General features: G+C 47.5%; 20 protein-coding genes and 4 tRNA genes. 14 read left to right on the forward strand and 10 right to left on the reverse strand.

Features of this window, described 5'->3' with window-relative positions; genetic code table 11:
• Positions 1-167 precede the first annotated feature (167 nt).
• The 3 genes from XMG59_RS09370 to XMG59_RS09380 are packed head-to-tail and all read right to left on the reverse strand — an operon-like array spanning position 168 to position 5,687.
• Positions 168-3,581: an SbcC/MukB-like Walker B domain-containing protein gene (locus XMG59_RS09370; protein WP_173481104.1), complete on the reverse strand. Its 3,414-nt coding sequence runs from the start codon at positions 3,579-3,581 to the stop codon at positions 168-170.
• Positions 3,568-4,287: a DUF4194 domain-containing protein gene (locus XMG59_RS09375; RefSeq protein ID WP_173481105.1), complete on the reverse strand. Its 720-nt coding sequence runs from the start codon at positions 4,285-4,287 to the stop codon at positions 3,568-3,570. Before XMG59_RS09375 ends, XMG59_RS09370 begins: the two co-directional genes overlap by 14 nt.
• The gene (locus tag XMG59_RS09380; protein ID WP_173483510.1) at positions 4,287-5,687 is read right to left on the reverse strand and encodes a Wadjet anti-phage system protein JetA family protein; all 1,401 of its coding nucleotides are present in this window, start codon (positions 5,685-5,687) and stop codon (positions 4,287-4,289) included. The genes XMG59_RS09375 and XMG59_RS09380 overlap by 1 nt, the downstream gene beginning before the upstream one ends.
• A gap of 296 nt (positions 5,688-5,983) precedes the next feature.
• Here XMG59_RS09380 and XMG59_RS09385 point away from each other — a divergent pair, with 296 nt between their 5' ends.
• The 3 genes from XMG59_RS09385 (at position 5,984) to XMG59_RS09395 (ending at position 9,665) form a co-directional block, all read left to right on the forward strand.
• Positions 5,984-8,248: an Orn/Lys/Arg decarboxylase N-terminal domain-containing protein gene (locus XMG59_RS09385; protein ID WP_173481107.1), complete on the forward strand. Its 2,265-nt coding sequence runs from the start codon at positions 5,984-5,986 to the stop codon at positions 8,246-8,248.
• A gap of 43 nt (positions 8,249-8,291) precedes the next feature.
• Positions 8,292-9,155 carry an RluA family pseudouridine synthase gene (locus tag XMG59_RS09390; RefSeq protein WP_173481108.1) on the forward strand — a complete coding sequence of 288 codons (864 nt, stop codon included), beginning with the start codon at positions 8,292-8,294 and terminating at the stop codon, positions 9,153-9,155.
• A 90-nt stretch (positions 9,156-9,245) separates the two neighbouring features.
• Positions 9,246-9,665, forward strand: a complete 420-nt coding sequence (locus XMG59_RS09395; protein ID WP_173481109.1) for a hypothetical protein — start codon at positions 9,246-9,248, stop codon at positions 9,663-9,665.
• 58 nt (positions 9,666-9,723) lie between these two features.
• Here XMG59_RS09395 and XMG59_RS09400 read toward each other — a convergent pair whose 3' ends face one another.
• From XMG59_RS09400 to ycaO, 3 genes are all read right to left on the reverse strand, one after another.
• The gene (locus XMG59_RS09400; protein ID WP_173481110.1) at positions 9,724-10,371 is read right to left on the reverse strand and encodes an LON peptidase substrate-binding domain-containing protein; all 648 of its coding nucleotides are present in this window, start codon (positions 10,369-10,371) and stop codon (positions 9,724-9,726) included.
• A gap of 55 nt (positions 10,372-10,426) precedes the next feature.
• Complete coding sequence (locus XMG59_RS09405) at positions 10,427-11,425, reverse strand: ArsJ-associated glyceraldehyde-3-phosphate dehydrogenase (RefSeq protein ID WP_173498589.1); 999 nt, start codon at positions 11,423-11,425, stop codon at positions 10,427-10,429.
• A gap of 465 nt (positions 11,426-11,890) precedes the next feature.
• Positions 11,891-13,636, reverse strand: a complete 1,746-nt coding sequence (gene ycaO / locus XMG59_RS09410; RefSeq protein WP_173498590.1) for a 30S ribosomal protein S12 methylthiotransferase accessory factor YcaO — start codon at positions 13,634-13,636, stop codon at positions 11,891-11,893.
• Positions 13,637-13,790: 154 nt separating this feature from the next.
• Between ycaO and XMG59_RS09415 the strand changes: the two genes are divergently transcribed.
• From XMG59_RS09415 to XMG59_RS09440, 6 genes are all read left to right on the forward strand, one after another.
• Positions 13,791-13,866: transfer RNA gene (locus XMG59_RS09415), tRNA-Asn, on the forward strand.
• 24 nt (positions 13,867-13,890) lie between these two features.
• A tRNA-Pro gene (locus XMG59_RS09420) sits at positions 13,891-13,967 on the forward strand.
• An 18-nt stretch (positions 13,968-13,985) separates the two neighbouring features.
• Positions 13,986-14,062: transfer RNA gene (locus XMG59_RS09425), tRNA-Pro, on the forward strand.
• Positions 14,063-14,071: 9 nt separating this feature from the next.
• A tRNA-Thr gene (locus XMG59_RS09430) sits at positions 14,072-14,147 on the forward strand.
• A gap of 89 nt (positions 14,148-14,236) precedes the next feature.
• Entirely contained in the window at positions 14,237-14,422 is a 186-nt protein-coding gene (locus XMG59_RS09435; protein WP_173481113.1) for a DUF6726 family protein, read from the forward strand.
• Between the two features lie 92 nt (positions 14,423-14,514).
• On the forward strand, positions 14,515-14,997 hold the full coding sequence (locus XMG59_RS09440) for a universal stress protein (RefSeq protein ID WP_173481114.1): 483 nt from the start codon (positions 14,515-14,517) through the stop codon (positions 14,995-14,997).
• 3 nt (positions 14,998-15,000) lie between these two features.
• On the opposite strand, the gene XMG59_RS09445 is transcribed toward XMG59_RS09440, so the two are convergent.
• Together XMG59_RS09445 and XMG59_RS09450 are read right to left on the reverse strand one after the other, a co-directional pair.
• Entirely contained in the window at positions 15,001-15,420 is a 420-nt protein-coding gene (locus XMG59_RS09445) for a DUF4426 domain-containing protein (protein ID WP_173489167.1), read from the reverse strand.
• 11 nt (positions 15,421-15,431) lie between these two features.
• Positions 15,432-15,998, reverse strand: a complete 567-nt coding sequence (locus tag XMG59_RS09450; RefSeq protein ID WP_173489166.1) for a peroxidase-related enzyme — start codon at positions 15,996-15,998, stop codon at positions 15,432-15,434.
• A gap of 115 nt (positions 15,999-16,113) precedes the next feature.
• On the opposite strand from XMG59_RS09450, the gene XMG59_RS09455 reads away from it, so the two are divergent.
• Positions 16,114-16,518: a response regulator gene (locus XMG59_RS09455; protein WP_173489165.1), complete on the forward strand. Its 405-nt coding sequence runs from the start codon at positions 16,114-16,116 to the stop codon at positions 16,516-16,518.
• Positions 16,519-16,616: 98 nt separating this feature from the next.
• Here the strand turns inward: XMG59_RS09455 and modF are convergent, their stop codons facing one another.
• Both modF and ilvC read right to left on the reverse strand, forming a co-directional pair.
• Positions 16,617-18,062: a molybdate ABC transporter ATP-binding protein ModF gene (modF, locus tag XMG59_RS09460; RefSeq protein ID WP_173489164.1), complete on the reverse strand. Its 1,446-nt coding sequence runs from the start codon at positions 18,060-18,062 to the stop codon at positions 16,617-16,619.
• A 97-nt stretch (positions 18,063-18,159) separates the two neighbouring features.
• On the reverse strand, positions 18,160-19,632 hold the full coding sequence (ilvC, locus tag XMG59_RS09465) for a ketol-acid reductoisomerase (protein ID WP_173483503.1): 1,473 nt from the start codon (positions 19,630-19,632) through the stop codon (positions 18,160-18,162).
• 176 nt (positions 19,633-19,808) lie between these two features.
• On the opposite strand from ilvC, the gene ilvY reads away from it, so the two are divergent.
• From ilvY to XMG59_RS09485, 4 genes are all read left to right on the forward strand, one after another.
• Positions 19,809-20,684: an HTH-type transcriptional activator IlvY gene (gene ilvY / locus XMG59_RS09470; RefSeq protein ID WP_173481120.1), complete on the forward strand. Its 876-nt coding sequence runs from the start codon at positions 19,809-19,811 to the stop codon at positions 20,682-20,684.
• A complete protein-coding gene (locus XMG59_RS09475) occupies positions 20,684-21,376 on the forward strand; it encodes a tetratricopeptide repeat protein (protein ID WP_173498591.1) in 693 nt (230 codons plus the stop codon). The genes ilvY and XMG59_RS09475 overlap by 1 nt, the downstream gene beginning before the upstream one ends.
• Positions 21,377-21,942: 566 nt before the next feature.
• Entirely contained in the window at positions 21,943-23,211 is a 1,269-nt protein-coding gene (locus XMG59_RS09480; RefSeq protein ID WP_173498592.1) for a site-specific integrase, read from the forward strand.
• Positions 23,198-23,641, forward strand: coding sequence for a hypothetical protein (locus XMG59_RS09485; protein WP_173498593.1), 444 nt, complete (start codon positions 23,198-23,200; stop codon positions 23,639-23,641). Before XMG59_RS09480 ends, XMG59_RS09485 begins: the two co-directional genes overlap by 14 nt.
• The last annotated feature ends 756 nt before the right edge of the window (positions 23,642-24,397 follow it).

Raw genomic sequence — 24,397 nt, forward strand, 5'->3', positions numbered from 1 at the left:
TGGAAAAGGAACAATAAAAAAGGGGTCTGACCTGGGCCAGTCCCCTTTTCGGGCAATCGATCGCCTCATCTTCGATAAGGTTCCGACACTTAAGTTGTTGGAGCGATCTTAAGAGGCCTCGATTAATACCTGTTGGAGCGGTCTCATTGAGGCCGCGACGCTATTTGTTAAAGCTCCGCCGCTTCCTCTTCTGCCATTACCTTGTAAGGGTGATCAGACGCCAATAGCGCTTTACCAAGATCCGTTGGGAACTCGACATCAATGTCGACCACACGACCGTCACGACAGACGTTAATGATAGTATCCATGCAAGTACTGAGCAGAGAGTACTTCTCATCCGGCGCAGCAATAATGGTTTGGAGACCCAAATCACTCATGAAGCCAAGCGAGGTAACGGTGTTCTCTGAATCCAGCTTGTTGAACGCCTCATCGAATACCGACAGGCTGAAGCCACCCACAGGCTTACCATCACTACCCTCTTTTAGGCGGTAGGTCGCACCCAAGGCGGCCGCCATCGCGACGTAGAACGGTACCTGGTGCTCACCACCGGAACCGGTCTTGATACGCTGCGACAGGGTTGTCTTACGATTGCCGTCAAGATCTTTAACCACCAACTCGAAGTTGTAGAAGTTACGGTAGTCCTGAAGCAGACTGCTCTCGCCTTCATCTTTAAGTACTTCGTGAATTCGTTCTAGAGCATCCTTGTGCTGCGCATTGTCATCAAACTTCATATCAAACAACGAGCCCACATTGGCAGAATCGAGCTGCGTATAGGCCTCAACCAACTCAAGAATGTCTTTCAACTCAGGGTTAGGTGACATCTCAAAGCTGTACATCTCTTTATGGAAAGGACGGTTCTTCAAGTGCGAGTTTAGCTCACGGATCAGATCACGAATCTTATTGATCTGGTCATTCAGATGGGCCACGAAGTCAGAACGGAAAGCAGACTCAGCCTCTAGACGAGCTCGCTCGGCCTTCTCTGTGTACTCTGCCAATTCAGATTCACGGAGTGCCTCAACGGTCTCGTTAACGTAACCCTCGAGATCTTCATGACTGGAGTCTGGTCCAACCTTATCCAACTCATGGTGAGTCAAACCGCCACCGTGGTGACGCGCTTTATACTGTGCAACGGCATCACGGACACCGTTCTTTTTCTTCTCATGCAGAGCCAGTTCAGACTGAGCTTTCTTGGCCGCTTCGAAGATGATGCGTTCCAACTCACCATCACAGCTCTCATCGAGGTAGTCGCGTTTCTCCTGCGCAGACTGAGCGTCGAACTCATTCTTCGCTTCACAGGCTGCACGCGCTTCAGCATGCTCTGTTAGATCGGTCTCTAGCACCTCTAGCTGAGCAGTATCACGGATCAGGCCTGTACGGGCTTTTTGCAGCTTATCCATCAACGCAGCTTGAGTGGACTCGGTCTCTTTCTGCTTAGCCGCCAGATCGGCAATGCGCTGCTGAATACCGGTATCGTCATGGTTACGGAGATCGACAATAGTCTGCTGGTACCCTTCAATCTGATGCGTCAGTTTCTTACGCTGTTCTGTCAAATCAAACAGAGGCTCGTTCACTTGAGACAGACCGCCATCAAGGCTTATTAACGCGTCGCGCAGTTTCTCTAGCGATTCGTGCTGACGACCCAGCAACGTGAACTCGTTGACCAGCTGATCGACCTGCTTACCCTGCAGTTCAAGTTGATCACCACGACGACGAATACCCATGATCGGTGTCAGTTCATTAATCGATGTGGTTGAACCCTCAGTCTGCAACATGCAGTCATAGGTCAACGCACGCTCCTGTTTCAAAAGCTCCGCTTCCGTCTCAACCGCCATGACACCGCCCAGTGCGCGATTCATAAATGCGCGGGCATCGTCAGAGTCAGACTCGATAAACTGAGCCAGAGAACCTGGCTTAGTGCGGTGTAACCAGTCACCCGATTTAGTGGTGTTGATGATACGACAGCCTTTCAGGTGACGCCCTTTACGGCGGTAGAGTGTAATCGCCTCTTTGACACGATCAGGATCGACGACCAATGCTTCGCGGCGAGCACCTAAGAAGGACTCAATTGCAATGCGCCACTTGTCATCGGTAATATCAACCAACTCACAAATGGGTGTTGAGTCGATACCGTACTCACTCAACAGCTCCATCAATTCAGCCGTGTTACGACGAACGGGGGCGCGCCCCTGCTGAAGCTGTTCTACGGCACTCTTCTGGTTCTGTATCTGAGCGCGCAGTTCAGAAATACGGATAACTGACTCTTCATAACGACGCGACACTTTACGACGAACGTTCTCAATCGACTTACGCATTGCGTTTAGCGTGTTATCGACGCTGACAGGATCTGAAGGCCAAGCGTCTGCCATTAGGTTTTCACCCGAGCGCCAGATCTCTGATGCTTGATCCACCAGTGCTGCAAACTCTTCAGGCAAGAACTCACGATTCTGATTAAAGCTCACCGCTGTGCGCATCAGCGAGTAGGCCTTCTGAATGCGCTCTTCGATGACATTGAGTTCGTGTTGACCAACGCGTATAGAAGATTCCATCGCGTTAATCTGATGCGCAGCATCGGTGTTGTTTAGCGCTGCACGTGCGTTGGCAAGATCCTGCATAACCTGATTGAGATCAGCACCAATATTGGTTAGCTCTCGCTCAACTTCCGCCTCTTGCTCTTGCCACTTCTCTAGACGCTCTTCAGCCTCCTCTTTACGAAGGTCGGCGCTTTCAAAACGTGACTCGTGAACAACCCACTCGTACTCGACGGCGTTTTTGATGTTACGACTGATACCCTGGCAGAGCTCTTGTACTTTAACCAGTTCATCAATACGGTTAGCCACATCACGCGTCTTCTCCTCCATCGCTCGATACTCATCCAGCGATTTACGGAAGGCTCCGACATGCACTACGTTCTCATCCAAGACAAACTCGCGAACGAATCGAGTCGGACTATCAATGGGTACAAATTTAAGAGCGTTTTTGAAGTTCTTGATGAATTTGTCATCGTCATTCGGCATCGCTGGATCGTGACTCAAGTGGGTCACAACCTCACGAATGTAGCGGCTTGCACGCTTCTCTAGCGTCATATCCGGACACTGTTTAAGCAGGCTTTCACGAACTTCATTCCAAGGACGCGGCATACGACCACCGCCCTCTTTTCGACTAAAGTCATCCAGCGAAACAGAGAAGTTAGGCAGAATAAAGCGACCCAAAACCTCTTCATCTGGGCTGGCGGTTGATGCACTGATCGCAACACCAATACAGCTCTCTTGTGCCGTCTCAGTATCAAAGAAGCTCATCGCCAGATAGCTGATAGAATCTTCACGGGCACTGTTGCTTTTACCACCATCATCCATAAAACCGAGACAGTAGGTGCGCAGTGAACGCTCAGACTTTTCACCCGCCGAGGCGTTAAAACTTAAGTGGCGCTTATGGCCACCCATCAAAATGGTCTGCATGGCGTCCAGTAGTGACGATTTACCTGAGCCGTTAGGACCTACAATCGCGACATTACCTTTGATCGGGATCTCTTGAGCACCCAATACATACCAGTTAACTAGAACGATGCGATTAAGCTGTTTCATCGTCAGACTCCTCTACTGCACCCTTCTCTTCTGACTCCACTGACTCATCAGCTGGCTCACTCACCTCTTCGATCGACTCCTCTGGAGTGTCAGCAATATCATCCATCAAGGCCGCATCAGCGCTTTCGATGTCACAGAGCGCCTCAAGCTGTCGGATGTAATCTTCGACCACCACTTGACGAATGGTGGGGTAGATGCCGATTGGAATGTTTTTAGGGTCGGTCTCATTCGCCTTGCCGCGTTCAATCAAACCGTGACGTGAGAAGAGCGACAGGATCTCTTTTAGACGCGTCTCATTAGGGATCTCTTTACCGGTTAAACTCTCGTAAGTGCTCAACAGATCATCAGACGTGGTGTACGCCTTACCGCTCTCTACTTCGAAATTTTCCAGTTTCTGTTCATACATTTGACGCATACAGAGCATCAACAGAGACTCATCGAGCTTCAATCGCATGACTCGCTCTTCACCCTGGGGTAGCACACCCAAATAGGCTTCATCAGGTTGATAGACCAGAGACCAACCCAGTGCCGCGAACAGGTTACGGAAGTACTCCATATTCTGCGAAATAAGGAAATAAGTATCACGCTGTGCAGGGCGATCCGCATAGAGGAACTGGTTTGTCAGTAGTGAGTTTGCAGCGCGAACGAAATCGGCTTCTGTACTCTTTTCATTGCGCGTCAGCGCTTTTTGTAAATCACCAAGCATCAGGCGTTGTTCCTGTGTATTTTGAAACCACGGCACTCCACCATATCGGCAACGCGCACGTACTCTTCATCAAATTCTATTTGGTAGCGTTCAGCTGTCTTACGCGCTTTCTTACCTAACGAATTTAGGTGTCGCACATAGCTGAAGCAGATGTAATCTTCGATTGAATCAATGGTAAATTCAGACGCCGAGACCAGGGTTTCACCATTTAAAAAGTGACGATCTAGGTAGGCCTCAATTCGATCCACTTTCACCTCACGGCGTGCCTTCCACTCTTTGAAGAGCTGACGCATGTAAAGAACCTTAGGATCGATCTGCTGTTGGGTAATGACTCTAGGCGCTGTCTCAACACGTCGACGCACTGGCGAGCGAATGGACGAAGGCGAGATAAAGCCATACTGATCAAGCGACTGAACCGGTGGTATCTCCCGACCATCTTTCTCCGCCAATTTGGCAATGACACGCGACAGTCGAGCCGCCATACCCGGCGTTGTCTTGTCCATGTAACGAACTGTGTCGGCTACCCGTTTCTCTAGCTGGTAACGGAAATCATCAATGATCGCCAGACGCTGGTCGACCGACTCGAAGATCCGGATGATGCGATTGATGTGCTGGTGCACCATCGCTTCCGCAGTTTCAGATTCGATTTCATACTGCATCTGATAGTGCTCAGTCAGCATCTCTACCTTCAGCGTATCGAACTGAAGATCACGCAATAAAGAGAGAATTTGACGTCTAAAACGGAAGGGGTTGTTCTTTGTTTTCAACGTCTTATAGTCAGAAACAAGAATGTGCTCAACGAAACGATCAAAGAAGCCACGGACAATCTCTTGCGGGTTATGCGACTCAGCCAATGATATTTTAAGTTCGCGCAGACCCAACATCATATCGGTCAGGTGTGCACTGAACTCGGCTGCTGTGTCTGCCGCTTCCGATAGGGTAATACCACGACCCACCGGATCATTGATGGCCGATTCCAGAGACGACAGCACGTTAAGAACGGTGCCACCGTAACTGCGTTTTTCCAAACGCGCGATCGAAACCAGGTTACGCAACAGGTAACTGACCGAAGGAGAGAGCAACACATAGGTGCGATAGATCTTCTGCTCTTCCTCTAACCAGCCCGTTTGCACTAGGCGTCGGTAGATACGGTTTGTGTAATCTGCGCTAGAGGTAGGCAGCTCCGCCTCCTCTTCAGACTCAGCCACCCAGCGACGAACACCAAGCTTAACAACGGCATTTTCGATGGTTGAACGGACTAAATCTTTGGCAATAAAGGGGTCTATAAGATCTTCATCAAAGAAGAGATCGGCCAATTCAAGAAGAACAGACTGGTAAACCTGTCTATTCTGCCCAGAGAGCGGCGCAAATATATCGTCTGGTAGCTTATTGAAAAGCACTAAAAATCCACCATTTGAGGGCTGCCCATTCAATAGGCAGCAAATCGAATAACCATCGATTCTAACAAAAAAAGGAGTGCTGTATAGGCCTCTTAGATGAGACTTTGGCGTAAAAGAAAAATCTTTAACCCTTGAGTCAAAAAACAGCCCTCAACCACCCTGCCACAAGAACTGTTTTACCTAACATGAAAGCTTGTTATTATCTGCTTTAAAGCGGGCCAACATGGCCCATCAGTACCGCAGAGTGACCTATCTCACCGAAGCGGATTCGTTTCACCACCTTAAAGGCGTTGTGGATGAAATTTCGTTTCCCTGTCGTCATCATTGACGAAGATTTCCGTTCTGAAAACATCTCTGGCTCAGGCATTCGTGACCTTGCAGCCGCTATTGAAAAAGAGGGTATGGAGGTTGTCGGCTTAACCAGCTACGGCGATCTTACAGCATTTGCTCAACAGGCGAGCCGCGCCAGCTGCTTCATCATCTCTGTCGATGATGAGGAGTTTGATTCGGGTGAAACGGATGATCTGTCCGACGAAGTACTGAATAACATCCGCGACTTTATTAGCGAAGTTCGCAAGCGTAATAACGAGATCCCAATCTTCTTGTACGGTGAAACTCGTACCTCTCGTCATGTGACGAATGATATTTTGCGTGAGCTTCACGGCTTCATCCATATGTTCGAAGACACTGCCGAGTTCGTTGCACGCCACATTATTCGTGAAGCGAAAAAGTACCTCGAATCACTAGCACCGCCCTTCTTCAATGCGTTGATGAACTACGCAAGCGACTCTTCATACTCTTGGCACTGCCCAGGACACTCGGGCGGTGTTGCCTTTTTGAAAAGTCCGGTTGGGCAGATGTTCCACCAATTCTTCGGGGAGAACATGCTGCGTGCCGATGTCTGTAATGCGGTTGAAGAGCTTGGACAGCTTCTGGACCACACAGGCCCTGTTTCAGATTCAGAGCAGAGTGCTGCGCGCATATTTGGCGCTGATCATCTCTTCTTTGTCACTAACGGTACCTCGACGTCGAACAAAGTAGTCTGGCATTCAACCGTTGCCCCTGGCGATATTGTGGTAGTGGATCGTAACTGTCATAAATCGATTCTGCATTCGATCATCATGTGTGGTGCGATACCGGTCTTCCTAATGCCAACTCGTAACCACTACGGCATTATCGGACCGATTCCAAAGAGTGAGTTTGATCCCGAGACGATTCGTCGCAAGATCGAAGAGAACCCCTTTGCTCGTGAAGCACTGAACAAAAAACCTCGCGTACTGACACTGACGCAATCGACCTATGATGGCATTCTCTACAACGTAGAGACGATCAAAGCGATGCTGGGCGACACCATTGATACGCTGCACTTTGACGAAGCTTGGCTGCCTCACGCAGCATTCCACAAGTTTTACAACCACATGCACGCGATTGGCGGCACAGAGAGCCGTGAACGCTCTGACGACACCCTGGTGTTTGCAACACAGTCAACGCACAAACTGTTGGCAGGTTTGTCACAGGCCTCTCAGATCCTAGTACAGGACGCTAAGAACCGTAAGCTGGATACCTTCCGATTCAACGAGTCCTACCTGATGCACTCATCGACCAGCCCTCAGTATGCGATCATCGCCTCTTGTGATGTTGCCGCTGCGATGATGGAGCCTCCCGGTGGTACAGCACTGGTCGAGGAGTCCTTGTATGAAGCGATCGACTTCCGTCGCGCCATGGTTAAGGTTGAAAAAGAGTTTGGTGAGAACGACTGGTGGTTCAAGGTTTGGGGGCCTCAGAAGTGGGATGATGAAGGTCTTGGCGATCGTGATGCTTGGGTCATCCATGAAGAAGACACTTGGCACGGCTTTGGCAAGATTGAGTCTGGCTTTAACATGCTCGACCCAATTAAGGCGACCATTATCACACCGGGATTGAACATCCATGGTGAGTTTGATGAGCACGGCATTCCCGCGGCGATTGTGAGCAAATACCTTGCAGAGCACGGCATTATCATTGAAAAAACGGGACTCTACTCATTCTTCATCATGTTCACCATCGGCATCACTAAGGGCCGCTGGAACTCCATGGTGACTGAACTTCAGCAGTTCAAAGATGACTTTGATAACAACCTACCCATGTGGCGGGTTATGCCTGAATTTGTCGCACAGCACCCTGAATATCAGCGCATTGGTCTGCGTGATCTTTGTCACTCACTGCACGACATCTACCGCAAGTACAATGTCGCAAAAATCACGACAGAGATGTACCTCTCTAAGATTGAGCCTGCTATGACACCGGCAGATGCCTGGTCGAAGATGGCGCACCGTGAAGTTGAACGTGTCTCAATCGATGAACTAGAGGGTCGAACCACCGCCATGCTCGTGACACCTTACCCACCGGGCATACCACTGCTTATACCGGGTGAGCGCTTTAACTCAACCATCGTTGACTACTTGAAGTTTGTTCGCGAATTTAACGCCCAGTTCCCTGGCTTCGAAACAGACTGTCACGGACTAGTGCGAGAGAACATAAACGGCGTCGACCACTACTACATCGATGTCGTAAAAGACTGATTCAACAAGACGAGATAACGGCACCTTCGGGTGCCGAATTTTTATGAAAATAGAGTTCGAAAAATCCATCACCACTGAACAAGCCGGCAGCAATGTCACCGACTTTCTGGCGCAAGAGACCGCAATCTCCAAACAGAAAATTAAGGACGCACTGAGTAAAGGTGCCTGCTGGCTGAAGCGTGGCCAAAAAGGTCGTAAGCGCCTGCGTAAGGCCAAGGAGATTCTGCAAAAAAACGATCGGATCTCTCTCTTTTACGATTCTGAACTCTTAGGCCGTAAACCAGAAGGCGCGCAATGTTTGGTGGATGCTCAAGGTTACTCTGTCTGGTTCAAACCAGCCGGTATGGTTGCACAGGGAAATGACTGGTGTGATCACCTTGCCATTACTCGTTTAGCCGAGCAAACACTTGAACCGAAACGCGCTTCGTTTTTAATACACCGTTTGGATCGTGAAACGGCAGGTCTGATCGTGATCGCTCATAAACAGGGTGTTGCAGGCGCCATCTCGCGCGAATTCCAAAACCGTAAGGTTGAAAAATTTTACCGCTGTCTTGTCTCAGGGCAGGCACCCGAGTCCGGTGAAATCATCAATAAACTGGATGGCAAACCGGCCCATACCAAATTCACCCGACTGCACTACAACTCCGATCGTGACTATTCGGATCTCTATGTAGAGATACTGACCGGGCGAACACACCAGATCCGACGTCATCTCAATCAGATCGACCACCCTGTTATGGGTGATCCACGCTACGGAAGTGACAACAAAAACCTAGCAGGCATGCAGTTATTTGCTGTCAAATTGGCATTCAACTGCCCTATTCAACGCCGCAAAGTCACGTTTGAACTCTCCAACGAGTTTTTGAAACAGCACAGCAACTCGGAGTTGTCTGACGCAACGCCTTAACAAAATTGCCAAGACAGTTGGGTGTAGCATCAAGGGCAGATGACAGGCTAAAGCCAGTCACTGGTTTAGCGACTTGGCTTCGGAGCTGCGGTGACTGGCTTTCAGCCTGTCATCCGCCAGACCAGCCACTCAATAGATATCGCCAACCACTGCGCAAAGCCTTACAATACTCGGCTGACCTATTTGGATGGAATCATGTTCGACAAAAAGACCAAAGCCCAGATCCGCGCCGAGCTTGAACAGCAAGTTCAGGATTTTCTGCGCTCTGGTGGCGAGGTTAAAGAGATTCCTCAGGGTCAGAGTGGAGTTCCGCACGGAGGACTGATACGCCCCGTCTTTAATGACGGCAAACCGCGCGAGTCGAGAACCCCCTGCGAGGGTGTGTTGCAGACCATCGATGCAAGACGCCTAATCAAAGAGCGCCCTAAATTAGCTAGAAAACTGAGTAAACCTAAACGCAAAGTCATTTACGACGATTTCGGAGAGCCTATCCGAGAAGTTTGGGAGTAAGAAACCTGCGAACAAGTCCCGCAGAGAAGATGCGAAACTTATTCGCAGATTCCCTAGGTCAGCGATTCATTAAATCCAGTGTGAATCTGAGTCGCTCCACCGCACTCTCCATCTCCAGTGCTTGCTGCAAATAGTGAGCATCAAATCGAATTAATCCAAACAGCTCAAAACTGAACGCTTGTGGCGATTTTGTTAACCACTCCTCTTGATTGAGAATGTCTCTCAATTTATTGGCCGCTCGGCTATCACCTTGCACCATTGCCAGTACACGATGGCGCACCTTATCAACCAGCTCAATCGCTTCTGATAACTCATCTTCAGTCATCTCACGATCAGCCATTGGTTGACACTCATACACCGAGTAGGGAATCTGCTGCAGTGATTGACCCAAACGGTATCGCTGATCGATATGGACATCCACCACTAGACGCCCATCATCTAACTGCTTAATCAGCTCGCACTGACCAGCACTAAACACTGTGTAGGGTCGATAGGTTGCCTGGTTTGTCTGCAACGCCTCTTTCAGAGGCAATCCCGATTTGGCAGGACTGATCTCTTTTTGTGTGTGACAAATCGCTACCGGCATACCTGTCTCCAAACAGTGATTGATCATCTGTCGGTAACGAGGTTCAAATACATGCAACGGAAACACGGTGCCAGGAAAGGTGACACAGTCGGGAATGGGAAAAATGGCGATTTGAGTCACGCAGCCTCCTTAAAGTAGTTAAAGAGATTACGCAACTCAATTAGGGTCGGACTACTTAAACTCGGTGACCGACTTTAAGGGCCAGTTCGGCCGTACGGTTCGCGTAGCCCCACTCATTGTCATACCAGAGGTAGAGTTTCACATGAGTGTCGTTAACCACCATGGTCGAGAGCGCATCGACGACACTTGAACGAGGATCCGTCTTGTAATCGATCGAAACCAGTGGACGCTCTTCATAGCCCAAAATGCCTGCTAAATAGCTCTCTGATGCGGATTTAAGCAAATGATTAACCTCTTCAACACTGGTCGCTCTGTTGACCTCAAAGACACAGTCTGTAATCGATGCATTGGTTAGAGGTACACGTATCGCGTGGCCGTTCAACTTACCTTTTAGGTCTGGGAATATATGCGTAATTGCCGTCGCCGAACCGGTTGTGGTGGGAATCAAACTGGTACCACAAGAGCGAGCACGACGCAGATCTTTGTGCGGAGCATCAATAATAGTCTGGGTATTGGTAATATCATGAATGGTCGTCATAGAACCGTGTTTAATACCTAAATTCTCATGAATTACCTTCACCGCAGGTGCTAGACAGTTGGTAGTACAAGAGGCGGCTGTCACAATTCGATGCTGCTCAGGGTCAAATAGGTCATCATTCACCCCCATGACACAGTCCAGCACACCCTCTTGCTTGACCGGCGCAGTGACGACGACACGCTTAACCCCTTGATCAAGGTAGGGCTGGAGTGCCTCTTTTGATTTGAACTTCCCTGACGCCTCTATGACCAGGTCACAGCCACTCCAGTTGGTCTCATCAATGGTCTTGTGCGAGCTAACGGCAATGAACTGATCTGCCACCTGCATGCCACCATCAACGGGAAGTGCCTCTCTGCTCCAACGTCCATGAACGGAATCGAAATTCATAAGGTGAGCCAAGGTTGCCGCATCCCCAGCGGGATCATTGATCTGAACAATCTCCACATCCGCACTATCAAACAGTACACGAGCTGTCAGACGGCCCATTCGACCAAACCCATTGATACCAACGCGCATAAAATACTCCTTCATAAGATGACAGAATTATTTCAGCGTTTTGTTACAAATTGAAGACAAATGAATCTTTTGACACATATCAATGCGGCTATATTAGAAAGGCGTAATCTACAGTTAACCAAACAAACAGAAGGAGCAAGCAAATGGCTGCTATTTCAAAAGATCACACACCGGCAACTGTATGGGCACTGGATCTAGTCTTTCTACTGATCGCGATTTCACCCGCCCTAATTTTTGTAGGCTCACTGATCGCAGGTTAATGGTCGATAAGGGTTAACTGCCCATAGGATAAAAGGTCAGCGGATGCTGGCCTTTTTTGTGGAAAAAAAAAGCACCCACTGCGGGTGCTGAATTGTGCTGCTAATAATAGGAATCGAACTAGACAGCCAAGGGACAATCACAAATTAAAACTAGCATCTAAATAGAGCCTCTGCGACCGCAACTGTGCTGACTGTCCCTATTGTCTTAATACCGTTTTTCATAAGAACCTGACTTCACATCATGCAAACGCTTATAGACTGTTAGCAGAGAGTGATGAGTGTTTAGGTTAGAGAGTGTCTCATCAAGCCCGGACAGAGCATCGAACAGCTTCTCTCCAGCAATATTAGCCAGAGCTTCTTGGTATAGCGCTTCACCATAGAGCGCAACCAATGGGCGTTCATACTGTTCTCGTTCACGATTGGAATCTATCTCTAATCGTATCAATTCAGAAAGACAGCGGTGCAATTTAATCTCATCGTCTGTTAGGTGACCAAAGTTTAACATCCAGTCAACTTGCTCTAGGGCTAACTCTAACTCGCCAGACTTAAGCGCGAGCTTGAACTTAATATCCCCAATGCGAACACGATCCCAGGGCGAATCAGAGTCCGTTGCGACCCCTAACAGCTTAGCAAGACGCTGTTGATCATCAAATCCACCCTGCTCTAACTCTTCCAACAGATCCAACGCCATCTCCTGATCAAGTTGAGCGGGCGATAACAGTCGTGATCGCAGAGGCGCAGCTAGATTGTTGTTTCGCCAAATTAACTCATCAACAGGATAGATCTCTGACATCCCTGGGACCAAAATCCTGCAACAATCGAGCCCAAGGTGTTGATAGTCAGCAATATAGATCTGTAAATCTACGCCATGAATGATTCGACAGAGCTCGTCAAACTCATCCTCAGAACTTCCCTCTATATTCCACTCGGTAAAGGGGTAATCAGGCTCATCGGCGAACATATCCCATGCGACAACCCCACTGGAGTCGATAAAGTGCGTCTCCAAGTTTTGAGGCTCTGCCGCCTCATCAATATCAAAGGTTGGGTGCGGGAAATCGTTCAGAGAGTCCAAAGCCCTACCCTGCAACAACTCAGTGACGGTTCGCTCCAGTGCAACTTCAAACTTAGGGTGAGCACCAAATGAAGCGAAACAGCCACCATCATTGCGATTAAAGAGCGTGACATTTACCAGAGGGTATTTTCCCCCAAGAGAGGCGTCACGCACATCAACCAAAAATCCTTGAACACGCAGTGCTTTGATGGATGCTTCGATGCGAGGATATTGTGCAATCACCTTAGCCGGAATGCGCGGCAGTGTAATACCGCTGGAGATAATGGTGTTCTTTATATGACGCTCAAAAATCTCAGACAGCGCTTGAACGCGCGCTTCAAAGAGATTATTGCCGGCAGCCATACCATTGGAGACATAGAGATTCTCCAACACATTGACTGGAAACCAGACTGTCTGTTTATCCGACTGACGAACAAAGGGTAAAGCGCACACACCCCTATCAGCTCGACCCGAGTTTAGGTCTACCAACATATCGGCACTGAGCTCCTCATCAGGGTCGTAGTGATTTCGGCTGTTTTGATCCAGCAGGCCTTCTGGCCACTGACCGGCAGAGGCTGGGAACCAGCGCTCATTGGGATAGTGAACAAACTCACGATCGGAAATGTCTTGACCGAAAAAGTAATCGGCAAAAAAGTAATTAGTACTCAATCGTTCATAGAACTCGCCCAGCGCACTGGCAAGACAAGCTTCAGGAGTAGACCCTTTACCGTTAGTAAATAATAGTGGGCAGTGACGATCACGAATATGCAGTGACCAGACGTGAGGCACAGGATTGAGCCAACTCACCTCCTCTATGTCAAAACCAAGATCCTTCAGCCCCTGACTCATGCGCTCGATCGACTCTTCAAGCGGGGCATCTTTTCCTGGAATTCTGGTCATTTTTTGTACTCTTTGTGGACTAACAGAGGTGTCAGCTAACTTATTATTTATTCGAAAGATTATACCTCAAGAAATAGTAGGAAAAAGTTCAAATGAGCGCTTGACGAAGGTCCGCCCCGTAATTAGTATATGCGCCCTCAGTTGAGCAAACAGTTCCTCGATAGCTCAGTTGGTAGAGCAGTAGACTGTTAATCTATTGGTCGCTGGTTCGAGTCCAGCTCGAGGAGCCAACTTTACTCAACAAGAGAAAAAGTCGGAGTATAGCGCAGCCTGGTAGCGCATCTGCTTTGGGAGCAGAGGGTCGTAGGTTCGAATCCTACTACTCCGACCACTTTTTCTCACTCCTCGTCGGAGTATAGCGCAGCCTGGTAGCGCATCTGCTTTGGGAGCAGAGGGTCGTAGGTTCGAATCCTACTACTCCGACCATCTCTTTGTGCCGGTATAGCTCAGTTGGTAGAGCAACTGACTTGTAATCAGTAGGTCCCGAGTTCGACTCTTGGTGCCGGCACCATTTACTACCTCTTATCACCGTTCATTTTTTCTTTAAGCACTCTGCGAACATAGCCACTTTTATAGGCATTTTTAAGGTATAGTGCTCGCATGAATATTAAGCTCATTACCTTATCCCTTGCAGCCCTGACTCTTCAAGGCTGTGTACTTACTAAAGTCGTGACGGTACCTATGCGCGTTGGTGGGGCAATCATCTCTGTTGTACCCGTGGTCGGTGACCCAATTGACGAGTCAATCGACACCGTGGCGGATGGAATTGACAAAATCCCGATTTAAAATTGCTCTAAATCAGACAAAGATGTTCTTTTTCTGACACCCTACTAAACACTCTCTAAAGTACAGGCATTAGACCCAATCTGGAGAGTGTTATGCTACCTGCCGTAAACAATATTCTTTACGCATCAGACATTAATGATGGCTCACGCCCTGCGTTTCGACACGCTGTTAAACTCGCCGAGCTGTACGATGCCAAACTCACCTACTTGCACGCCGTAGAGAAGATCAGTGACGGCGCAGCTGCTGTTCTACAAAATGTCATCGATCGTGATGAGCTTAATGAGTTAGAGAGAAGTGGCTCTGCCCGTTTGATGGAAAAAGTGGAACAACGCATCAAAGCGTTTTGCGAGGACGAGGTTCCAGAAGGGTCCATTAATCCGAGCGACATTGCCACCTGCGTCGATCAAGGCACACCTTGGCAAGTCATCATCGATACAGCTGACAAGATCAATGCGGATATGATTGTCATGGGTGTTCGGACCCATGCGACCCTTCAGCACATGTTACTGGGCTCAACGTCACGCAAAGTCATGAGCCACAGTGTAATACCCGTGTTGATCGTCCCTTTAAGCTAATAGTTAGCGATTAAACAGACGCTGCTCAAACTGATGATTGAGTTGAGCGTCTGTCTCTTTGAGATCGGTTACAACACTGAATCGAGTCACTTCACCATGCGTGAACGGAAAGTTAGCGGTGTACATGATGCGCATCCCTTCATAAAACTCACGCATCTCCAATACCACGTCTCCTGTTGATCCTGACACTCTTACCTTTGGATCCTCAAATTGATAAGAACCGAAGGTCACAGGATCAACGCAAGTGATCGTCAAGTAGCCCAATGAGGGCTTACGTTCGAATCCATATAGATCTGCCACATGTTCGGAAAGCTCTTCACTCGCAGAAACATAGGTTTTAACCTTACAATCTTCTGCCCACACACCGATTGAAACTAAGGCTAAAGAGCCAGCAAATAGTGAAGCTGTGACCTGTTTTTTCATAACAATCCTTACTAGCGACCTAAACTGTAAAATTCATCATTAGGGCGCAAACTCATGACATTGGCCATGCGATTAGAGAAGCCAAACAACCCTGTGATTGACGTGATATCCCAAATATCATCATCACTGAACCCCTGAGCATGCAGCCTATCAAAGTCTGCCTCACCGACCTCATTAGCTGATTGAGCGACCTTCATGGCAAAGTCCAACATAGCGCGCTGGCGGTCAGTAATGTCTGCTTTACGGTAGTTAGCGACTATCTGATCGGCAATCAATGGATTTTTCGCACGTATTCTCAAAATTGCGCCGTGCGCAACAACACAGTATTGGCACTGATTAAGACTACTAGTGGCTACCACAATCATCTCACGCTCAGCCTTTGTCAGCCCCGATTCCCGCTCCATAAGCGCATCGTGATAAGCAATGAACGCACGGAACTCGTCTGGCCTCCTAGCCAATGCCAGAAAAACATTAGGAACAAAACCGGACTTTTCCTGAACCGTTAAAATAAGATCACGGATATCCTCAGGTAGATCCTTTATATCAGGGGTACTAAAAACACTAATCTGATTACTCATTAGAAGAGACTCATATTCTAAATTTTTACTATTTATACCAGAAACATGATCTGTGCTGTATTGAACTGATTCAATCAGTGCTAGGATAAATCTATAGGATAAAGTAGATAGAACAATGACAGATGACACCCGAAAGCCAAGAATACTTATAGTTGAAGACGATGAATTTTCTCAAGATTTCATCAGTGGAGCCCTAGATACACTGGCTGAAGTGAGTATCGCAAACAGTGGCGAACAGGCGCTTCAAAAATTGAGTGACACCGGTCAATTGCCAGATTTAGTGGTTGTCGACATTGTCATGTATGCAATGAACGGTATCGAGATTACCCGTTATATTCGCCATGATTTGAGTGAATATAAAATACCTGTCTTTGTTCTGTCTTCACACGCTGATGCAGCAATGGAGAGAATTACCTACAGTGCTGGTGCTACCGTGGTGTGTAAGAAAGGACTATCATCACAAGCTTTGTTACAGCGCATTCGCGGGCTTCTGGATATTTCATTTAATCCCCACTCTTAAGAAACATTGCGTACACAGGTATATTGGACCGTCAATAACTACTAAAAATCTTATTCCAACCGCACTACTCATTGCACTATGGGTGGTTCGTTAACGGATTAGGATTGGCGTTTCTGCATCGCCATAAAGTGCTCTATCCCTTTGATTTGATCTTCAGCGTGGTGGTTTACATACAAGACGGTCGTCTCGTTACCCTCACAGATCTTCTCAATCAGAGCCAATACCAACTGTCGGTTCATATCATCTAGCCCTAGACAGGGCTCATCCAGAATTAATAGCGGTGGATGTTTTACCATGGCGCGCGCAATCAACAAGAGTCGCTGATCACCGTAAGAGAGCTTGTTGAACGGCACATCGGCGCGATCCTGCATACCCAGCAGTGCAAGCCACTGATCGGCAATCATCTTCTGATTATCGGTTGATTTGGTGTACATACCAATGCTGTCAAAGAAGCCCGAGATAATGACATTTTTACAACTGATGCTGACACGATACTCCCATTGCAGTGCGGTCGACACATAACCAATAAACTGCTTAATCTGCCAGATACTCTCGCCGTTACCGCGCTGAAAACCGAACACAAAGATGTCGTTGACGTAACACTGCGGGTGATCGCCAGTAATCAATGAGAGCACACCTGTTTTACCACTGCCGTTTGGACCGCTCAGTTGCCAATGTTGGCCAGGATTTATCGTCCAGTTGAAGCCCTCAACAATTACTGCATCACTGTATTTGATCGAGATATCGGTCAGTTTGACCAGTGGATCATTCGGATTCAGTTCTGGAAGCGGGTTAGCAGGATCCGCCGGTGGAACCTCTAGATCTGTCGTTTTCAAGTGAAGCAGTTGGTATAGCTCTGCATAAGCCGATTCATCGCTGCGATCGACCTGAAACGCCAGACGGCCGGCATCATTACCCACTTTCTCCATGTAAGCGACATGCGTAATAAAATCGGGCATCTCATCGAAGCGGTTTAACACCAGTATCATCGGCGTTGTATCAATGATGCTTGCTAAATGCTTCTGCAGCATCGCAAGCGTATCAGCATCTAACCCATCAAAGGGTTCATCTAAGATCAACAGTTCAGGGTTGTTGGCCAACGCACGCACCAACATCATCTTTCGGCTCTCACCGGTCGAGAGCTTGCGGAATGCTCTATCCAACAGGGGTGACAGACCGAACTGCTCGACTAATTCAGCCGCTAATAGTTGATCTTCACAGTGTTCAAAGATCATCTCTCGAACGGGTGTTCCTTCTGAGATGACATCTAAAATATCCGCGTCGTCCTTTTTCAGCTCCTGCTTGATCAATTCAGCCTGTGCTTCGAATGAGACGAGTCCAACTCTGTTTGGGACTCCCTCTATGGATCCATTCAATGCATCACCAAACCCTGCTAACACCGCTGCAAGCGCCGACTTACCAGAACCATTGGTACCGGTGATGACCCAATGCTGATTGGGCTCAATGGTCCAATCGACCCCTTTAAGGTCAAAGCGTTCATCAAAGTTTACGTCAAGGTTTTCAATGTGAATGGATGTCGACATGGGGATTCCTAATCAACAAATAGAGTTTATAAAAAGCATAAAGCCGAGTACTCCTTGCGAGGCACTCGGCTTTGAGTCGTTTAAATTTTATCTAAAATTAAACGATCTTCTTCATGTCAGCCATGTGGCCACGAAGAACTGTACCGATCGCTTCAACTGGGTGAGCGCGTAGTGCAGCGTTAACTTCGATTAGACGAGCGTTATCTACGCCGTTGTCGTCAAGATCTAGGCCTTTACCGATAACGTCAGACTTGATGCCCTTCATGAAGTCAGCTAGTAGCGGAACACACGCGTGGTTGTATAGGTAACAGCCGTACTCTGCAGTATCAGAGATTGTTGCGTTCATTTCGTAAAGCTTCTTACGAGCGATAGTGTTTGCGATTAGTGGAGTCTCGTGAAGTGACTCGTAGTACGCAGACTCAGCGATGATACCAGCAGCCGTCATTGTTTCGAATGCAAGCTCAACACCTGCTTTGACCATAGCAACCATAAGGATGCCTTTGTCGAAGTACTCTTGCTCAGAGATCTCTACGTCGCCTGCTGGAGTCTTCTCGAAGTTAGTCTCTGCAGTCTCTGCACGCCATTTAAGAAGATTAGCGTCATCGTTCGCCCAATCCTCCATCATGACACGTGAGAAAGTGCCGTCGATGATGTCATCCTGGTGCTTGTTGTAAAGCGGACGCATGATCACTTTTAGCTCTTCAGCAAGGTCGAAACACTTGATCTTAGCTGGGTTAGATAGACGGTCTAGCATGTTGGTAACGCCGCCGTACTTAAGTGCTTCAGTGATGGTTTCCCAACCGTACTGAATCAACTTAGATGCGTAACCAGCGTCGATACCCTCTTCAACCATCTTGTCGAAACATAGGATCGAACCAGTCTGCAACATACCACAAAGGATAGTCTGTTCACCCATAAGGTCAGACTTAACTTCTGCGATGAACGATGACATTAGAACGCCCGCTTTGTGACCGCCAGTACCTACAGCGTAAGCTTTAGCCAGTGCTAGACCTTCACCCTTAGGATCGTTATCTTCGTGAACCGCGATTAGAGTTGGAACACCGAAGCCACGCACGTACTCAGCACGTACTTCTGAACCAGGACACTTAGGTGCAACCATGATAACGGTTAGGTCGTCACGGATCTGCATACCCTCTTCAACGATGTTGAAACCGTGTGAGTAAGATAGGCAAGCGCCCTCTTTCATCAGAGGCATCACCGCGTTAACAACGGCTGTGTGCTGCTTATCTGGAGTTAGGTTAAGTACGACGTCTGCAGTAGGAATAAGCTCTTCGTAAGTACCAACAGTGAAACCGTTGTCCGTTGCGTTTTTCCATGACTGACGCTTTTCAGCAATCGCTTCAGGACGCAGAGCGTAAGAGACATCTAGGCCTGAGTCGCGTAGGTTAAGACCCTGGTTAAGGCCTTGCGCACCACAACCTATTACAACCATTTTTTTGCCTTTAAGCGCTTCAACGCCATCAGCAAATTCAGACATATCCATGAAACGGCACTTTGCCAGTTCCGCTAGCTGCTCACGTAGTGGCAGTGTATTGAAGTAGTTAGCCATGCTAAACAGATCCTAATTTAATTGGGAGGTGCGTCGTTGAACGACACGGACAACTGACTAGAGTTCTAATCAAAGTGGGCAGATTATAAGCAAAACCAATAGTTTCTTAAATTGATATATTTGCAACACAACATCCCGATTTGCGCAACAATAGACAATTTAGATAGACTACCCCCATGAATTTAAAGAATCTGAAACAGTTTTTAGCATTGGCCGACACTCTGCACTTTGGACGGGCCAGTGAAGAGTGCCATGTCAGTCTATCAGCCCTCTCTCGAAACATTCGCCAACTCGAAGAGGAGCTGGGCGTAGAACTGTTCAAACGTGATAATCGGACTGTAGTTCTTACCCAAGAGGGGCAACGCTTTCTACAGTACGCCCGCGAAACTTACAGTCAGTGGAATATTATTCGCAGCGAATTGACGGACAAAACAGGACAGCTCAGCGGTGAGATCAGTATCTACTGCTCGGTAACAGCTAGTTACAGCTTCCTGTACGAATTGTTAAACCGCTTTCGCCAAGTACATCCGCATATCGAGATTAAGCTTCATACAGGGGACCCTGATCGCGCCATTGCACGTATCCAAGAGGGTATAGAGGAGATCACCATTGCCGCTCAACCCGACAACCTGAGCAAAAGCCTCTCATTTAAACCGATTACCCAATCTCCCTTAGTATTTATTGCACCGGCAGAGGCACAACCCAACTTACCCAACAGCTCACCACAAAGCGTTGAGGATTGGCAGAGCACCCCTATGATTCTCTCTGAAGCGGGTGTTGCTCGAAGTCGGGTCGACGACTGGTTAAACGAGCAAGGCATCACACCCAATATCTATGCTCAGGTTGCAGGTAACGAGGCGATCGTCAGCATGGTGAGCTTGGGGTTCGGCATTGGTGTCGTGCCCAAAATTGTTTTGGATAACAGTCCACTGGTCGAGCGAATCAGAATACTGGATGTACAACCCGCTCTAAAACCCTATGAGATCGGACTATTTACACTAACACGTAGCTTAAAAAACCCATTGATTGAAGCGTTCTGGGAGCTAAGCTAATGATGAAACTGATCGCTGTTGCATTTCTGCTTCTCACCACTCCTCTTCAAGCCGCCAGTTTCAGGGAGACCTGGCAAGCACTGTTCAGTGAACAGTATTCAGAAGCTATCGCCGGTGCTCGTGATATTCAGCTCAATGAAGACCCCAGAGGCAATTTTCTGTTTGGTTATATGTATCTGTTTGGTAAAGGGCTGGAACAAGATCCTGTTAAGGCTGAATCCTATTTCAAACGCGCCTCGGAGGCCGGCTTTAATGGTGCAACCTTTCGATTGGGAAAGATGTACCGGGAGGGACACCCTGGCGTACCGAAACAGACAGCACTGGCCTATCAGCTCATTTCACAAGCCGCTGAAAAAGGCGGACCCAACGCACAGTTCAACTTAGCGCAGATGGTCGAAAACGGGGAAGGTACCGAGATCGATTGGGAGAGAGCGTTTAAGCTATACCAAGGCGCAGCTTCCAAAAAACACGCCTTCGCGCACTGGAATCTAGGCTACTACTACCTCACTGGAAGAGTCGTTGCTAAAGACGTCAACAAAGCGTCTGAACACTTTGAGATCGCCTTCAAGGAGGGATCCGCTAAGTGGCTGTCTGTCGAGATCAATAGACGCCTGTTGGACGATATAAGTGATGAGGTGCGTAAGGTGCTAGAAGAACAACTCATCAGCTTGTCTCGAAGCCTCCGTGACTGACTTCAGTCTGTCATCGGCTCTATGAGCGTTTTCCAGACAACCCAATTAACCGGACAGCGGATGACAGGCTAAAGCCAGTCACCGGAAAACACAAAGGGCCCCCTGTTGGAGCGATTTTGAGCACAGCGAAAAGTCGCGAATTTGAGATGAGAGGATTACGAAATACACCCCTGTATTTCGCCCCTTCGGGGCCGCGCTTTGATCGCCTGCGACGTGACTGACTTCAGTCTGTCATCGGCTTTATGAGCGTTTTCCAGAGGGTCCATTTAAGCCAACAGCGGATGACAGGCTAAAGCCAGTCACCAGAAACACAAAGGGCCACCCTAACGGGTGGCCCTTAGTGTTTGTATGGTCGGAATGAGAGGATTCGAACCTCCGACCCCCTGCACCCCATATTAGTTATTCAATAATCAATATCATTTCAAAGCCATTCAAAAAAAACGCTTTAAATACCATAAATGCTGGATTTATTGCATATCAAACATTTTCATTAGACATTAGATATATCATGGCATAACATCCTATTTAACAATATATTTCTACCCAAATTTCTACCTGGATCTCTTGTGGCCGCCGAACTGATAACACTAACTGCAGCAAAGTTGAAAAATCTTAAACCCCGCCAAAAGACATATGAGATTCGTGATCAGGGAGCACCCGGTTTAAGGTTAAGAGTATATAAAACAGGTAAGATAACTTTCCGCTGGTTGGCAAAAAGCCCACAAGGTAAAAACATAGTTCATACAATAGGTACTTACCCATCGATGCAACTATCAGAAGCCAGAAGCTGCCTAGACAAACTAAAAGCTGAACATGTCCACAAACTAGAGACTGGTGAAGAAACTCACACACCTGATAAGACCATCAAGGCTTTATCAGAAGAATATCTAAAGCGCAGAATCATGAAGCAACTTCGTACTGCTGACGATGTTGTTGCATTAATAAATACGCTAATCCTTCCCGAGATTGGCAAAACAAAACTCTCTAAGCTAAGCACCGTTCAGTGCAGAGTTCTTGTAGAAAAAATTGTTGACCGAGGGCATTCAGCAAGAGCAAGAGCTGTTTTAGCTCGTTTAAAGCACATGTTGGACTTTGCTGTAAGTCGTGGAGATATGGCTATCAATCCGGCAGCACCCCTTAAGGCAGAAGCCTTGGGAATTGTCCAAAATGTCGGAAACAGAGTCCTCTCCCCTTCAGAAATTAGAGTCTTTTTCAACGTTCTGGACAACCACAAGAGACTTTCTCTTCAGGTAAAGCTCGCGTTCAAGATTTTACTACTGACGGGCGCACGGACGGGGGAGCTTTTAAAAGCACGTTGGGAAAACATCGATCTAAACAACAAGCTATGGACTATTCCAATTTCTGATCAAAAAATGAAAAAAACAGCCGAGCACCGAGCCAAACCTTTTGTGATACCTCTAACTGAAGAATTAATGAAATTATTTGCAGAAGCCAGAGCCTTATCGGCGGCCTCAACGTTCGTAATGGCAAGCACTTCAGCAACAGGTAGACTAGATGATAAAGCCCTTGGACATGCTTTAAGACGATTATTTGAACCAAACATAATTGATCCAAAGACGGGTGAAAAAGTTGCTCGTCTAGACATGCCTAAATTCACCCCGCATGACCTAAGAAGAACAATGCGAACCGAACTAGGCAAGCTCGGAATTGCGCCACATATCTCGGAGCGTTGCTTAAATCATTCTTTAGGTAAGATTCTAGAAACTTACGATCACGGCGATTACCTAGTGGAAAGGCGTGTAGCTCTGGAAAAATGGTCCAAACAACTATCAGCTTATTTAGCGGCTGAGGGTGATAATCATGAAAATACCTGAAGCAGAACGCCAAATAATTTTGGATAGACTAAATATCGAAACAGAAAGGTTCGAAAGTGGTCAGCCTGGATCTTTACGAGCGTTTAATCGAATCGTTGAGGTCGCTCTATTAGCCGGTTTTAACATCGATGAAATCGGTCGAGATAATGTCATTCAGCTACTAACTGTGACACGGAAGGAATATACGCCCAGTCAAAAAATGAAACAGTGGATTTTACTTGAACTTGGTTTCGCACACAGCTTTGCCAATAGATCAGTATTACCAGATGAGGAAATATCTCGCCGGAGAGTTATAAAAAAATGGCACAATGAGTTGCTTGCAAAAGATAACAGCAAGCTAAATAGAATAGAAATCCAGTGTAAAAATTGGGACTTTGAAACTTGTTACCAAAGGATTCTAAAGTGGAACAGGGACGGCAGGATCGCGTAGAAGATTTAATAGTTCGACTGCAGTTGTTGATTTAGATAATGGTTATTCGCTATTGCTCATAGTTCTGCTGGTTAAAGAGGGTCCTTTCAGCCCCATCTAGGGTGGGTAGATTCGAACCTTGGTGTTTGGACTCTGCAAAGTAAAAGCATCAATACGACATGTCTATTTAACAATTCGACTTCATAGATAAATTTAATAATTACAACTGATCTCAACTAAATTTTCTCACTCTCGCAACCACTTTCATCTGGTCTTTCAACCAAATTGTAGATTCGGATCTGCTTTACCAAATCAATGTTTTGATGTTGCGGTGACCCAAAATTGTAGTAACTTGTAAGAATGGAAAATCATGCCGACAAATTTTCAGAGTGGATCAAACAGCTCTCAGTAGGCAAAAGGCTGCCCGATGCAGTTTATTTGCACAAATCAGCGCTTGAGCAAGCCTCTGTAGAGTTACATCATTTATGTATGACTGTTGCTCGTGCTCTGAAAATAGAAGACTCTGCTTGGGACCTCGTAAAGTTATTCCGCAAAGAGTTTAAAATTGCCTTCCTCTCCTACCCAGACTTTTACCAACAGTCTTACCCCGCTCTAAAAAAGAGCACTCTAGTCGATCTTGCAAAGCTCAGTGACCTCTCCCCCAAAAACTAGACCATGACCTCGATGAGATTTCCATTTAACCTAAAGGGATGGAGATCTCGATATGAAGAAGCGTTACACCGAAGAACAGATCATTAAGGCGATCAAAGAGCATGA

Source organism: Marinobacterium sp. xm-g-59 (assembly GCF_013283315.1).
GTDB lineage: Bacteria > Pseudomonadota > Gammaproteobacteria > Pseudomonadales > Balneatricaceae > Marinobacterium_E.